Annotated in this window: 13 protein-coding genes; 10 read left to right on the plus strand and 3 right to left on the minus strand. The window is 62.8% G+C overall.

Translation table 11 applies throughout. The annotated features are described in order from the left end of the window. Positions 1–52 precede the first annotated feature (52 nt). From DVB37_RS18560 to DVB37_RS18580, 5 genes are all read left to right on the plus strand, one after another. Entirely contained in the window at positions 53–847 is a 795-nt protein-coding gene (locus DVB37_RS18560; protein WP_120156405.1) for an ABC transporter permease, read from the plus strand. Next, positions 848–1669 carry an ABC transporter ATP-binding protein gene (locus DVB37_RS18565; protein WP_046804178.1) on the plus strand — a complete coding sequence of 274 codons (822 nt, stop codon included), beginning with the start codon at positions 848–850 and terminating at the stop codon, positions 1667–1669. 72 nt (positions 1670–1741) lie between these two features. Then, positions 1742–1924 carry a DUF4089 domain-containing protein gene (locus DVB37_RS18570; protein ID WP_046804179.1) on the plus strand — a complete coding sequence of 61 codons (183 nt, stop codon included), beginning with the start codon at positions 1742–1744 and terminating at the stop codon, positions 1922–1924. Further along, the gene (locus tag DVB37_RS18575) at positions 1921–3309 is read left to right on the plus strand and encodes an AtzE family amidohydrolase (protein WP_120156406.1); all 1389 of its coding nucleotides are present in this window, start codon (positions 1921–1923) and stop codon (positions 3307–3309) included. Before DVB37_RS18570 ends, DVB37_RS18575 begins: the two co-directional genes overlap by 4 nt. Positions 3310–3373: 64 nt before the next feature. Further along, positions 3374–4081, plus strand: a complete 708-nt coding sequence (locus tag DVB37_RS18580; protein WP_104144223.1) for a GntR family transcriptional regulator — start codon at positions 3374–3376, stop codon at positions 4079–4081. 13 nt (positions 4082–4094) lie between these two features. On the opposite strand, the gene DVB37_RS18585 is transcribed toward DVB37_RS18580, so the two are convergent. Then, the gene (locus DVB37_RS18585; protein WP_046804182.1) at positions 4095–4637 is read right to left on the minus strand and encodes an antibiotic biosynthesis monooxygenase; all 543 of its coding nucleotides are present in this window, start codon (positions 4635–4637) and stop codon (positions 4095–4097) included. 199 nt (positions 4638–4836) lie between these two features. Here DVB37_RS18585 and hpxZ point away from each other — a divergent pair, with 199 nt between their 5' ends. The 4 genes from hpxZ to DVB37_RS18605 all read left to right on the plus strand — a co-directional run bounded on the left by hpxZ (position 4837) and on the right by DVB37_RS18605 (position 10450). Further along, entirely contained in the window at positions 4837–5211 is a 375-nt protein-coding gene (gene hpxZ / locus DVB37_RS18590; RefSeq protein ID WP_120156407.1) for an oxalurate catabolism protein HpxZ, read from the plus strand. A gap of 180 nt (positions 5212–5391) precedes the next feature. Beyond that, positions 5392–5946 (plus strand): NADPH-dependent FMN reductase, encoded by a 555-nt coding sequence (locus DVB37_RS18595; protein WP_046804184.1) that lies wholly within the window; start codon positions 5392–5394, stop codon positions 5944–5946. A gap of 487 nt (positions 5947–6433) precedes the next feature. Then, positions 6434–9610 (plus strand): T6SS effector BTH_I2691 family protein, encoded by a 3177-nt coding sequence (locus DVB37_RS18600; protein ID WP_120156408.1) that lies wholly within the window; start codon positions 6434–6436, stop codon positions 9608–9610. 126 nt (positions 9611–9736) lie between these two features. Then, a complete protein-coding gene (locus DVB37_RS18605; protein ID WP_240433923.1) occupies positions 9737–10450 on the plus strand; it encodes a DUF6708 domain-containing protein in 714 nt (237 codons plus the stop codon). 652 nt (positions 10451–11102) lie between these two features. Here the strand turns inward: DVB37_RS18605 and DVB37_RS18610 are convergent. Further along, positions 11103–11318 carry a dodecin gene (locus DVB37_RS18610; protein WP_050449258.1) on the minus strand — a complete coding sequence of 72 codons (216 nt, stop codon included), beginning with the start codon at positions 11316–11318 and terminating at the stop codon, positions 11103–11105. 186 nt (positions 11319–11504) lie between these two features. Here DVB37_RS18610 and DVB37_RS18615 point away from each other — a divergent pair, with 186 nt between their 5' ends. Beyond that, the gene (locus DVB37_RS18615) at positions 11505–12026 is read left to right on the plus strand and encodes a DUF6496 domain-containing protein (RefSeq protein ID WP_104145949.1); all 522 of its coding nucleotides are present in this window, start codon (positions 11505–11507) and stop codon (positions 12024–12026) included. 33 nt (positions 12027–12059) lie between these two features. Here DVB37_RS18615 and DVB37_RS18620 read toward each other — a convergent pair whose 3' ends face one another. Further along, positions 12060–12962, minus strand: coding sequence for a LysR family transcriptional regulator (locus DVB37_RS18620; RefSeq protein WP_120156409.1), 903 nt, complete (start codon positions 12960–12962; stop codon positions 12060–12062). Positions 12963–13004 lie beyond the last annotated feature (42 nt).

Raw genomic sequence — 13004 nt, forward strand, 5'->3', positions numbered from 1 at the left:
CTCAACCGTGCCCGCAAGCGCGACCGCGACCGCGACAAAGGCACCGACCTCCATGACCACCCCCTCCGCCCCCACCAGGCAGCCGCCGCGCAAGTTCAACGGCGCACGCTTTCTGCCGCTGATCGGCCCCCTGGCGCTTTTCGTGATCTGGGACCTGGTGGTGCGACTGCAACTGGTCAGCCCCGTGCTGCTGCCCACGCCCAGCGCCACCATCGTGGCCTTGGTCAAGGGGCTGGCCGGCGGGCCGCTGCTGTGGGACTTCCTGTCGTCGCTGAACCGCACGCTGCAAGCCTTCGTGATCGCCGGCGTCATCGGCGTGCCGCTGGGCGTGCTGCTGGGCAGCAATGAAAAGGCGTATCGCAGCGTGGAGTTCCTGGTGGACTTCTTTCGGTCGACGCCGTCGTCCGCGCTGATCCCGCTGTTCCTGATGATCTTTGGCGTCACCGACATGAACAAGATCGCCATCGCCGCGTTCGCCGCCGTGCTGGTGATTCTGTTCAACAGTGCCTATGGCGTCATCAACGCACGCAAGCAGCGCGTGATGGCGGCCCGCGTGATGGGCGCATCGCGCTGGCAGATCTTCAAGGACGTGCTGATCTGGGAAAGCCTGCAACCCACGTTCGTCGGCCTGCGCAGCGGCGTGTCGATGGCGCTGGTGATCGTGATCGTGGCGGAAATGTTCATCGGGTCCGACAGCGGCCTGGGCAATCGCATCATCAACGCGCAGCAGGTGCTGAACGTGCGCGAGATGTACGCGGCCATCCTGGCGGCCGGCGCGTTGGGCTATGTGCTGAACATTATTTTTCTTGTGCTGGAAAAGCGCGTGGTCCATTGGAGCGGCCGATAAATGTCCACCGTCATCAACCCCATCATCGCCCCTGCCCCCGCCGCCGCGCCGTTCGCGCCCGGCCCCTTGGGCACGCACATCACCATCCGTGGCCTGACCAAGTACTTCGCGGGCTGGCCGCTATACGAAGACTTCAACCTGGACATCCCCAAGGGCAAGATCGTGTCGGTCTTCGGCCCCAACGGCTGCGGCAAGTCCACGCTGATCAACATGATCGCGGGCCTCATTCCCATCGATTCAGGCGAGATCCTGTTCGACGGAAAGTCCCTGGCGCAAACCAAGATCGGCTACGTATTCCAGAACTACCGCGAAGCCATGTTCCCGTGGCTGCGCACCATTGACAACATTGCCTACCCGCTGCGTCTGGAAGGCCGCAGCAAGGCCGAAGTGGATGCGCGCGTGGAAGAGCTGGTCGCCTCGTTCGACGTCAAGTTCGACCTCAAGCGCTACCCGTACGAACTCAGTGGCGGGCAGCAGCAGACGGCGTCCATCATGCGCGCGCTGGCCCCCGGACCCGAGGTGCTGTTTCTTGACGAACCCTTCTCTGCGCTGGACTTCGAGATGACGCTGTTCATCCGCGAAAAGCTGCAAGAAGTGTTTCTGCAAACGGGCACCACGATGTTGCTGGTGTCGCACGATCTGGAAGAAGCCGTGTACCTGGCTGACCAAGTGCTGCTGCTGACCAAGCGCCCCACCCGCGTGGCCGAGATCCTGGACTACACGGACGCCCGCCCGCGCACGGTGGATACGCTGTCCGAGCCCAGCTTTATTCAGATGAAGAAACTGAGCCTGGAGATTTTCCAGCGCGAGGTGCGCCGGTAAGCCGGTCACCACCGCGACTGCGCAGGCAAACATCTTCAGCCCCCCCCCAACGCGTCTATCGGAGCATCCGCCATGACCCAGGAAACCATCGACCACTATGTGCGCAGCGCCTTGGCGCTGTCGGGCTACGCCTTGCGCGAGGCCGCCACGGCCGAAGTCGTGCAACAGTTTTCGCGCATTCATGACATTGCGGCCAGCTTCGTCGACGAGCCCCTGCCCGTCGAACTGGAATCCGCATCGGTGTTCCGTCCGTGAGCGGCCCCGCCATCGACATCGCCCGCCAGGTCGCCAGCGGTGAACGCAGCGCCCTGGCGGTGTTGGACGCCACCTTGGCCCGCGTGCGCGAACGCGACCCCGCGTACAACTGCTTTACCGCCGTGACCGAAGCCCGCGCGCGCCAGGAAGCCGCCGCCATCGACGCGCGCCGCGCGCGTGGCGAAGCATTGCCGCCGCTGGCAGGCGTGCCCTACGCCGTGAAAAACCTGTTCGACATCGCTGATGAAGTGACCTTGGCAGGCGGTCGCGTCAACGCCGCCAATCCGCCCGCCGCGCAAGACGGACGACTGGTCGCGCGGATGCGGGACGCCGGCGCGGTCCTGATCGGCGCCTTGAACATGGACGAACACGCCTACGGCTTCACCACCGAAAACACGCATTACGGCCCTTGCCGCAACCCGCACGACACCAGCCGCATCGCAGGCGGGTCCTCGGGCGGCAGCGCGGCCGCCGTGGCGGGCGGGCTGGTGCCGCTGACCCTGGGGTCGGACACCAACGGATCCATCCGCGTGCCGGCCTCGCTGTGCGGCGTCTTCGGCTTGAAACCCACCTATGGCCGCCTGCCGCGCACGGGGTCGTTTCCGTTTGTCGGCAGCCTGGACCACCTGGGCCCCTTTGCCGCCAGCGCCAGCGACCTGGCCGCCGCCTACGATGCGTTGCAAGGCCCGGACCCGGACGATGCCGCCTGCGCGCAGCATGCCGTGGACCCCGTGTTGCCCACGCTAGCCTCGGGCGCGCGCAAATTGCGCGTGGCCGTGCTGGGCGGCTACTTTGCCGACTGGGCGGGCCCACAAGCCCGCCGCGCCGTCGAGATCGCCGCGCGCGCGCTGGACGCCACCGCCATCGTCGACATGCCCGGCGCCACGCAAGCGCGCGCCGCGGCCTTCATCATCACGGCGGCCGAAGGCGGCGCGCTGCATCGGCGCAAGCTGGTCACGCATTACGACTACTACGAACCCTATTCGCGCGACCGCCTGGTCGCCGGCAGCCTGGTGCCCGCCGCGTGGGTGCAGCAGGCGCAACGCATCCGCCACCGCGTCTACCGCGAGGCCATGGCGCTGTTCGACCAGTACGACGTGCTGATCGCGCCCGCCACGCCCGTGTCCGCCACGCCCATCGGCACCGACTGGCTGACGCTGGCCGGCAAGGAACTGCCCGCGCGAGCCAGCATGGGGCTGCTGACGCAACCCATCTCATGTATCGGCCTGCCCGTCTGCACCGCGCCCACCTGGCCCGAGACCGAACACGACGGCCACTTGCCACTGGGCGTGCAATTGATCGGCGCGCCTTGGCGCGAAGCCGATTGCCTGGCCGCCGCCTACGCGCTGGAACACGCCGGCGCGGCGCGCGTGCGCCCGGTCTGAGATTTCTTTTCATCGCCTTCCGCCACCGTCCGACCGTCCCACCACTCGACATCCAAGGCCCGTTATGGAATCCGCATTCGCCGCCATCGACATGCCCCGCACCCTGGCCGACACCGCCTACGGTGCATTGAAACGGGACATCCTGGATTTCCGGCTGGCGCCGGGCGATCGCTTTACCGAAACCGAAATCGCGGACCGGCTGCAAGTGAGCCGCACGCCGGTGCGCGAAGCGCTGTTCCGGCTGGAGCGTGAAGGCTATCTGGAGGTTCGGCAACGCAACGGCTGGCTGGTCAAGCCGTTGGACTTCAATACGCTGGACCACTTCTACGAACTGCGCAGCGTGCTGGAAACCGCCGCGGTCCATGCCTTGTGTTTGCCGGCCCAGGGCCCCGATCCGCTGCGCGCGCTGCAATCATTGGCCGACACCTGGCTGGTCGCGCCAAGCGACCGGTCCAGCGACGGCGAATGGCTGGCCGACCTGGACGAACGCTTTCATATCGACTTGGTGGCGGCTGCCGGCAACCCGGAGATTGCACGCGTGCATCGCGCGGCCACCGAGCGCATCCGCATCGTGCGTCGCCTGGACTTCACGCTGCAAGACCGCATCGACAACACTTATGAAGAACACGGCGCCATCCTGCGCGCCGTGCTGGCCCGCGACGGTGCCGCCGCTGCGCAGCTGCTGCAAGCGCATATCCGCGACAGCCAAAGCGCGGTGCGAAAGATCACGCTGCACCGCTTGTATTCCACCCGTCCCGCCAAGGCGGCGTGACGGGCACAAGGCATCACCCCGCCCGCAGCCACCGTTGCAGCACCCGAGAAATCACCGGTATGCAGATGAACACCATAATCGGCGTCAATATCACGCTTGTGATCAAGACGCGCCAGAACACCGGCAGCGCGCTCAGATGCTCGCTGACCAGAATCGAGAACACCAGCAGCACCGGAAAGTACGCCAGCCAGATGCTCACCGCTTGCTTCCAGCGCGGCGGCGCGCTGGCGGCCTTCGGCGCAAACCAGCCGTCCGTGCCTTTGACGCGGTGTTCATGGCTGGCCCGCACCAGGTTCGCCCCGCGTTCCAGCCACATGCGGCGCGGCAAGGATTTTTCCCACCGCAACAGGCTCGCCTCGTCGGTGAAGCGCAGCACGATCTGGTACTGATCGCCCCCTTCAGGCGGTTGCAGCACTCCCGATCCCAAAAATCCGGGAAACCCCGCCGCCAGGATTTCGCCCTGGCGCATCCAGGACAGAAAATCGCTATAGCGTTCGGGCGCGATATGGCGCGTGACCAGCATGGTGACCGGGGCGGAAACAGCGGAACTGGACATGACGGAACTCCTGGGCAACGGTGTAGCTTGTTATGCAGTGTTAACCCTAGCAATCCCCGTGCCAGCCTTGCGGTGCAGCATTCCCCTGGCGTGAACGACATCAACGCGTTGCGCGCCGAAATTTGCGCACCGCAACACACACCATATTGGTGATTACCCCTACACAACGCACCATGCCGGTGCATGCGGAGAAACAGAGATGGACATCAATTTGCCGGACGTCGTGGCCGAGGTCACCGCCGCTTTCGAGCGCTACGAAACCGCGCTGGTGACCAACGACGTACAGGAACTGGACACGCTGTTCTGGAACAGCCCCCACACCTTGCGCTACGGCGCCGGCGAAAATCTGTACGGCTATGAGGCCATCCGCGAATTCCGCGCCGGACGCTCGCCGCAAGGCCTGGCACGGCGCGTCCTGCGCACCGCCATCACCACGTATGGCACGGACTTCGCCACCACCAACATCGAATTCCAACGCGAGGGCAGCGACCGCATCGGGCGCCAAAGCCAGACCTGGATGCGCACGCCCGCAGGGTGGCGCGTGGTGTCGGCGCATGTCAGCCTGATGGTGTGACCCGTTGAAGGGCGACGCGCGGCCGCGGCGCTGTCACCGACATGGCGCGCGCGGCCAAGCCGCTGGCCTGCTCTGCCGCAGGACGGCGGGGCTCGCATTAAGACATAACGCGACAATGATTGAGCGCGTCGCCAAGCAGGTCTACACTGGCTTTTCCCTTTCCCGTTGGAGCATTTGCCCATGAGCACCTACAAAATTGCAGTTTTCGTCGGCAGCCTGCGTGCCGCCTCGATCAATTTGCGATTGGCTCGTGCGCTGGAAAAGCTGGTTCCCGCAGACTTCAAGTTCGACTACGTCAGCCTGGGCGACATCCCGCTGTACAACCAGGACAACGAAAACAATCTGCCCGCCCCCGCCGCCAAGCTCAAGCAACAGATCGCCGACGCGCAAGGCTTGCTTTTCGTGTCACCCGAACACAACCGCTCGCTGCCCGCCGCGTTGAAAAACGCCATCGACTGGGGCTCGCGCCCGTGGGGCCAGAACTCCTGGCCGGGCAAGGCCGCCGGCATCGTCGGCGCATCGCCCAGCGCCGCCGGCACGGCGATGATGCAGCAGCACTTGCGCAACATCCTGGCCGCCGAAGGCGCCATCGCGCTGACCACGCCGGAAGTATTCCTGCAATATTCCGACGGCCTGATCGACGACCAATACACGATCACCAACGAAGGCACCCGCAAGTTCCTGCAAGGCTGGGTCGACCGCTACGTAGACTGGGTCAAGAAACTGAACACCTGATTGCCGCCGCAGCCGGCAGGGCCACGCCCACCGGCGCCGATCGCCCGATCTACCTCCGGGCGATCAAGCCCCCTGACACGTCGGGGGGCTTTTTTTTGCGCCGCGTTTGTGGGGGCTGGCGCCGGGGCATGACTGGATGAGCCAGATTTGACCCGATCGAGCCAAATCTGGCCCGCTACAAGTCGTTGATAAGACGCAGGTTATTTTTAATCGAGCCAACTCTGGCTCGATTTCTCGTGAAAAGCGGGCGTTTTCCGGGCATGGCACCAACCGCATGCCACTACAAGCCCGCCAATTTCGCCGCAAGCCATTGATATCGCGCGTCTATTTTCAAGATTCGGTTTCATGGCACGGATGTTGCATTGCTCCGACATCGGACCAGCGCGAGCGCGTACCTGTCGAACGTGCCGCGCGCCGATCCGAACGCTTGACGGCATGCCGACGGCATTGCGGTCGTGACGTGTTGGCATTTACGGGGAGTTGCATCATGGGTTCGCATGCGGGTTCGTTCGCCTATCAGGCTCGGCTGGCGGTATTGGAAACCATGGCGGTGCCGGTCGGTACTTGCCGCGCGTGCGAGCGCAGCGGGATGCCGATCCTGTTGCTGCGCGATGCGGCATTGCCGCCGGGGCCGTCCCCCTTCGATCCCGAACAAGACCGCGTACGCATCGATATGCAGCCGGGCAACTATCGCCTACTGCGCGAAGGGTTTGTGTATGTGCTGCTGGATCAGGAAATCTGGCACGCGTACCAAGTCACCGCCGACGGGCACATGCGCCAATATGATCCGTACCGAATGCCCGGGGGCACTCCCCGCCCCTTGTCCAAGGCTTGCACGGGTGTAGGGCACGACGTGCGCGCTTCGTTCATACACGTCGACACGAAGGCCTACAAGGAAGCGTGGATCGCGTTCTCGCAAGATCGGTGGCCTGAGCCGGTGTTGGATGCCTACAAGGCGCAGACGGCGCCATCCGCGCGGTTCTTGAAAGTGGACCTGGCAACGTTGCGAGAAACGCCCCAAACGGTATTGCACGGGTTGAAATTCGCCGATGGGTTTCTGACCGATCACGTGTGGGAATACCGTTACGACGGGGAAGATTTCGGCAGCCGGCATGCGGTGCGTACACGTACCCCCAGGTTTGTGCCGATAAATGATTACGTCGACGACATCGCAAAGACGCAAGGCCTGCCGCAAGGTGTGCCGGTATTGGCGTTGCCCGATCCGGTGGGCGCGGTGTTGGAATTCAATCAACAACGCCATTTGTTGATTAACGACCGGCTCGCATGGGCGGGCAATGCCGAACGGCAGTATCTGCTTTTTACATCGGCGGCGCTGGTGCAGATCAGAGAGTTGGAGAAGACCTGGGCGCACACGCAAGCGGTACAGGAAGTCGAAAAACAGATCGAATACCGCCGACAACATAATGACCATCCGGTGCTGGGCACGCGTTCCCATTTGCCGCCGGTGGATGTCCCACGAGAAACGGAGATCGCAGCCAGGCGCATCACGGCTGAGTATCACGAACGCCTGGAACAACGCTACAGCGAGCCGCGTCGCAAGCAGTTTCAGGACATGCACGATAAGGAGTGGCAGCGTCGGCAAGGACAGATAGATACGATGGCGGCCCGCTATGTCGCATGGCTGCAATCCCTGGCCTGGCTGCGCATTGCACGGTACGACTACTCGGCTACCGATCCGCACTCGGCAGCGGCGTACACCAAGATGGTGGCGGCCTGCCTGGACGGCGGCCCCAGCGAAGCGCCCCCGGTTGGTGGCGCGGATCTTGGTCCCACGCAGCAGCTGTGGAAGGCCTTGCTGGAAAACCCCGACAGCATTCTGTACCAGGCGCTACTGGCCAAGAACGCCCGCCTGCTCGAAGGCCTGCGTCCCACTTTTACGGAAGGCTTCAAGGCCAATGATTCCGGCAAGCTGTATGCCGCCATCAAAGACGTGATGGCCTCGCAAGAAGGCGAGATGTACCTACGCAGCACCGTAAGGGACGCGGCGGGCCAACTGCAAGGCGCGATGATCAACGCGATGACGGTGCTGGAAGCGCGAGCGCAAGAACGGCTTCTGCCCGTCGCGACGACAGTTCATCAAGCCGCCCTGCTGCTATACGAGCGCACCCAGCTACTGCGAGTTCAGATCGAACTGACGCTGGGCGAGTATCAGGAATTACTCACTCAACAAATTCGCCAGCAATACGACAAGGCCGCGAAGGAGACCGGCAAGAAGGCCCGTGCGCTGATATTCAGCGGCATGCTGACCTTGCCCGGCCCGGCTCAGAACCACATATTCAAAGCCACGTTCTGGGTGGCGGATAACGCAGAAGGGTTGAAAGAAAAGCTAATTGCCGTGTCGGACGCTGGCGCAGACGCCATGGACACTGGCTGGCGCAGCGTGGTGGTGGGCCTTGGAAGTTTGGAGCCTGAGGCACACGCGGTAGTCGGGCAACTACGAACCACGGCTGCGGATGCAAAGCTACGAGCACATACGGCTTTTGTGGGTATGCGCGGGATGGCGAACATGGACGTGGCGTTGTCCATGGGCGCGTTGTTCTTTCAACAGGACGGGCTTAAGGCCAGTTTGGACGACTTGGATCGCGTGGCGGGCGGCCGATACCGCGAAGCCGTCTCTGGCGTGGCCGCAAGCGCGGCGGGCGTGATGGGCGTCGGAATCGAAGCAACGGGCGTGGCGATACGAAGCGTGGCCCAGGCGATGGAGAAAGCCTCGATCGCGCAAGCGCACGCGGTGAATGCACTGGCCGTGGGAAAGGGACTGATTCGGTTTGGTGGCGTGACCAGTGCGCTGTCGGGAGCAGCGGACGCCGTGCAGTTCGGCTTTGCGGCTTATAGAAATCAACGCGCCGGCGACTTCCCCGCAAGGAGTCTCTACAGCTGGGCTGCGGGATTCGCGCTAACAGGCGGTGCGATGGGCGCCGTAGCCGCTTATTACGGCTTAAGTTCACTGATGGGACCATTAGGTTTAGCGATTGCTCTGGGCCTGGCCGCCTACGCCAGCTCGCAAAGTGCCAAAGACCATCAGTCCACCGCGTTGGAAAAGTGGTGCAGGAGATGCTATTTCGGAGTGCACAACGAATCTCCCGCGGTTTGGTGGAATGGCGCAAAAACTGTCATCACCGTCCCGCCCTCCCCCAGCCTTGAAGCCGAATTGGTCAAAAACGAGGCGGCCAATAACGATCAATACACGGCCATCGGCGCGCTGAACGCAGCAATTTTGGGCCTGGATGTGGCGGCAGAGTTCGTTAACAACCCCCAGCCAACACTGGATATCTCCAGCGTAGAGCCGATCTGGTCGCAAGCGCTTGTATACCGCATTCGACTTCCCGCGTGGGATCCAGGACTCTCTGCGTACACGATGCACGTGAGCTTAAAAAGTTACGACGGCAACCACATCGCCGTTGTTGAACAGTGCAACGCTTCGGCGTCGGTGCAATTGTCTCGGCCCCAGAAGCGCCCGAGCTACCACGTAGATGCCAACGCCGCGCGTATGCCGACGTCTATGAATCCGTTGATTGCCGGAACTCTCATTCTGGCTTTTCTGGAACGGGACATTGAGTCCGCAACCGTCAAGGCGAAATACTGGCCCGACAAAACTCAGCCCGAATTGTTTGCAGAGCTGGTGCTAACCACTCTTCGATAACGTGCGCGACTCGCTATGTGCATAGGCCCCTAGTCGCCCCCTTTTTTCAGAACCGGAATTATGGCAAACCAAAGACCTTTACTTGATAGACCATATCGGGGGTGGCAATGCGATTTAGCCGCCCCCATGGACGGCGAGCGCGCTGAAGTCCAGCCCCATCATGCCCCTACACTCAACGCGCTCAACGACGCCTATCTGGAGATTTCCCGTCGCTCTACAAAAATGCGCGGGCTATTAATGTTCTTCGCCATCTTTCCAATCTGCTTCACCTTAGCTGTGCTGGCTATGGCCTGTAGCAGCTGGGAGCACGGCATCGTCTTCTCGTTGCAAATCCTGGCACCGGGCATCATGACCGGCGCCATGGCATACCTCTGCATACGCATAGACACCGCCATCCCGCGCGACGAGCCGGTTCGTTTTAATCGTTTACGCCGAACCGTATACGTATACAGCTTTGAACAGATCTGGTGGAATCCATTCGCGAAATGGCAGGTCACTACGAAATCCTACGATTGGGCCGACCTGCGTGCCGAAGTCTGGCGGCAACGGGGGGCCACCGGGCAAGGCGGCTTGATGATTTCGTGGGGCGTATCCGTGGCCGTCGTCAAGCCCGGCACAAACCACGTCATCGACCGGTTTCCTTTAAGCGTCTACCAGGACGAAGGCAGTTCCTGGGATTACGTGCGCGCCTACATGCAGTACGGGGTCGACGCCGTGCCACCGGTACGAGAGTTCAACGACCCTAACGAAGTGCCCTCCCACAACCTGGCGCTTCGTCTGGCGCCGAAGGTCGAATGGCCGGCTGCGATGGATGTGGAATCGCGGACGGGTCCGGCTTGACCGGGGGGTTTGCGACACGTACTACCGCCCGCGCCCTCGACGCCATAAATACTTATCCCCGCCATCTGTGGAGAAGGCTGAGGACAGTATTGGGGCACAGTCAAAATCCCCTGCTCCGCCAAGCACTTGCGTGTGCTGGTCAAACAATGCGCAATCGTCCTTTTGGATCAGTTTGGGCGAAGTTATCCCCGAAAGTGCTGTATGTCTGCACAGCGGTCTTCAAGGCGTGAACTGATTGTGGGTCTTGTCCCAGCATTCTGTGGAAAAGCATGAGGACAGTTTGAGGGCAGGTGCAAAAAGCGTATGCAGATCAATAACCTGCATGGCGTGGTCAATAAAGGCTCAACGGGGGACTGGATGGCACCGAGTTGTCCCCGGCAAATGTGGATAAGGCTGAGGACAGTATGCGGGTAGTCTCGAAAAAGGCTTACAGGCCAAGCACTTGAGAGCAGCGGGCAATAAACGCCCAGCCGCTGCCCAGCCGGCGCGACGCGGGTCGTGTCGCGTGCCGCGCCGCACAACGTGGGGATAAAAGACAAGGCTTGTCCCCATGGAATGTGGACAAGCCTATGAACAGTCGGATAACAAGCCCGAAAACCCCTTATCCGACAAGCACTTGCAGGCGCTGGTCAAAGAACGACCAGCGCGCGGATTACTCGTCTCCTTCGAGACGCATGCCGATTTTCAAACCGACCTGCCAATGGGCCACCTTGCCGTCCTTGATATGGCCGCGCACTTCAGTGACTTCAAACCAGTCCAGATTGCGTAAGGTTTCGGATGCGCGCTCGATCGCTTTGGCGATCGCGTCATCGGTGGAGGTGGTGGAAGATCCCACCAGTTCGATTTGCTTGTAGACATGATTCGACATAGCTCGTCTCCGCTAAGGGGGTGAGTCGTGAATCGACGGTCTGTGGCCCGTGTTCCGGCGCTTACGACCGGCAATCCATTCGAACACACAGGATAACGCCGCGGCGCTATCGTGGTGTTACGAGTTCCGTCGCGTGGTCTCGACTGGCGACGGAGCCCGCTCCCGCAACCCAGCAAGGAGATCACCATGCCTGAACGGAAAACCCTGGAACGCGCGAAGAAAGACAAGCGAGAAGGAAAGGCCGCATCTACGCAGGCCGGAGAATTCGTCCGCGAGGAAATCGAGCACGTGCGCGAAGGCAAGCACGGTGTACGTTCCACCAAGCAAGCCATTGCCATCGGACTGTCGAAAGCGCGCCGCGCGGGCGTGAAGGCCACGCCGTCGAAGAAGGCCAGTGCGGCGACCAAGCATCGGGCGAAAAAAGATACCGAGGCCGCGCACGACGGGCATGCCAAGTCGTCCACGCGTTCTCACGCAACGACCAAGGCGTTGAAGAAGGAAAGCACCAAGCCCGCGTCGCGTTCGGCGTTGTCGCATCACGCCAGCAAGTCGGCGGGCCGCCGCACAGCCGCCGACCGCTCGGCAGCAGCGAAGAAGGCCGCCGCAACCAAGGGCGCGGCCGGCCGTTCCGCCGCCGCGAAGAAGGCGGCGCAGACTCGGGCCAGGAACAAGGCCGCATCGGGGTCGCACCACCGCGCGGCGCATTAGGCCTGCTGCCCCGTCGCCGCAACCCGCGTCGCGCTACCCCGCGTCGAACTGCCGAAAGCGCTCTTGCAGAAACTCGCGCAGGCGCTTGACGGCGGGGGACAGCAACATGCGGTGCACGCAGAGCAGGTATAGCGGTGAGGGTTCGGTGGCGTAGTCGGGCAGCAACGCCACCAGACGCCCGGCGCGCAAATCGCGCAACACGTCGTAGCGCGATTTGTACGCCACGCCCTTGCCCGCCAGCGCCCAGCGGCGCACCAGATCGCCGTCGTCGCCCACCCGGTCGCCCTTGATGGGTACCGTCATGGCGGTGCCTTCGTGCTCGAACGCCCAGCGGTCGTGCAGCGTTTCGCCCAGCACGAACGACAGGCAGTTGTGGTCGCGCAGGTCTTCGGGTTTCTGGGGCACGCCGTGCCGCGCCAGATAGGCGGGTGACGCGCAGACGACGCGGCTGTTTTGTTCGGCCAGCGGCAGCGCCACCAAGGCGGAATCGCTGGGCTTGCCGTAGCGGATGGCGATGTCCACCGGCTGGCGGTACAGGTCGGCCAAGCGGTCGCTGATGCGCACTTGGAAGCTAACGCGCGGATGCTGGGTCTGGAAATCATCCAGCCAGGGCAGCAGCACGTGGCGGCCCAGGTCGGACGGAATGGAGACGGACAGCGTGCCGGATATCGCCGTCTTGTCGCGCGCCATCGCGTTCTTGCCCGCCTCCAGCGTGGCGATGGCCGAGCGCGCGTATTCCAGATAGCGCTCGCCGTCCGCCGTCAGCCGCAGGCTGCGCGTGGACCGCACGAACAGGCGCGCGTCCAACGTCTGCTCCAGCCGTTTCAGCGCCGCGCTGGCCACGGCGGGCGACACGTCCAGTTCGCGCGCGGCGCCGGAAAAGCTGCCGTGATCGGCCGACGCCACAAAGATCCGCAGGTCTTCAAACCGCACCATGGTCGACTCATTTTCAAAAAATTATTGAAACTGAGTGCGATG

The sequence above is a fragment of the Achromobacter sp. B7 genome (assembly GCF_003600685.1).
GTDB classification, from domain to species: Bacteria; Pseudomonadota; Gammaproteobacteria; order Burkholderiales; family Burkholderiaceae_B; genus Achromobacter; species Achromobacter spanius_B.

Bases quoted from the DNA above. Each gene is read 5' to 3' on its own strand.
- DVB37_RS18560 (WP_120156405.1), top strand. From the start codon at position 53: ATGACCACCCCCTCCGCCCCCACCAGGCAGCCGCCGCGCAAGTTCAAC.
- DVB37_RS18565 (WP_046804178.1), top strand. From the start codon at position 848: ATGTCCACCGTCATCAACCCCATCATCGCCCCTGCCCCCGCCGCCGCG.
- DVB37_RS18570 (WP_046804179.1), top strand. From the start codon at position 1,742: ATGACCCAGGAAACCATCGACCACTATGTGCGCAGCGCCTTGGCGCTG.
- DVB37_RS18580 (WP_104144223.1), top strand. From the start codon at position 3,374: ATGGAATCCGCATTCGCCGCCATCGACATGCCCCGCACCCTGGCCGAC.
- DVB37_RS18585 (WP_046804182.1), bottom strand. From the start codon at position 4,637: ATGTCCAGTTCCGCTGTTTCCGCCCCGGTCACCATGCTGGTCACGCGC.
- hpxZ (WP_120156407.1), top strand. From the start codon at position 4,837: ATGGACATCAATTTGCCGGACGTCGTGGCCGAGGTCACCGCCGCTTTC.
- DVB37_RS18595 (WP_046804184.1), top strand. From the start codon at position 5,392: ATGAGCACCTACAAAATTGCAGTTTTCGTCGGCAGCCTGCGTGCCGCC.
- DVB37_RS18600 (WP_120156408.1), top strand. From the start codon at position 6,434: ATGGGTTCGCATGCGGGTTCGTTCGCCTATCAGGCTCGGCTGGCGGTA.
- DVB37_RS18605 (WP_240433923.1), top strand. From the start codon at position 9,737: ATGGACGGCGAGCGCGCTGAAGTCCAGCCCCATCATGCCCCTACACTC.
- DVB37_RS18610 (WP_050449258.1), bottom strand. From the start codon at position 11,318: ATGTCGAATCATGTCTACAAGCAAATCGAACTGGTGGGATCTTCCACC.
- DVB37_RS18615 (WP_104145949.1), top strand. From the start codon at position 11,505: ATGCCTGAACGGAAAACCCTGGAACGCGCGAAGAAAGACAAGCGAGAA.
- DVB37_RS18620 (WP_120156409.1), bottom strand. From the start codon at position 12,962: ATGGTGCGGTTTGAAGACCTGCGGATCTTTGTGGCGTCGGCCGATCAC.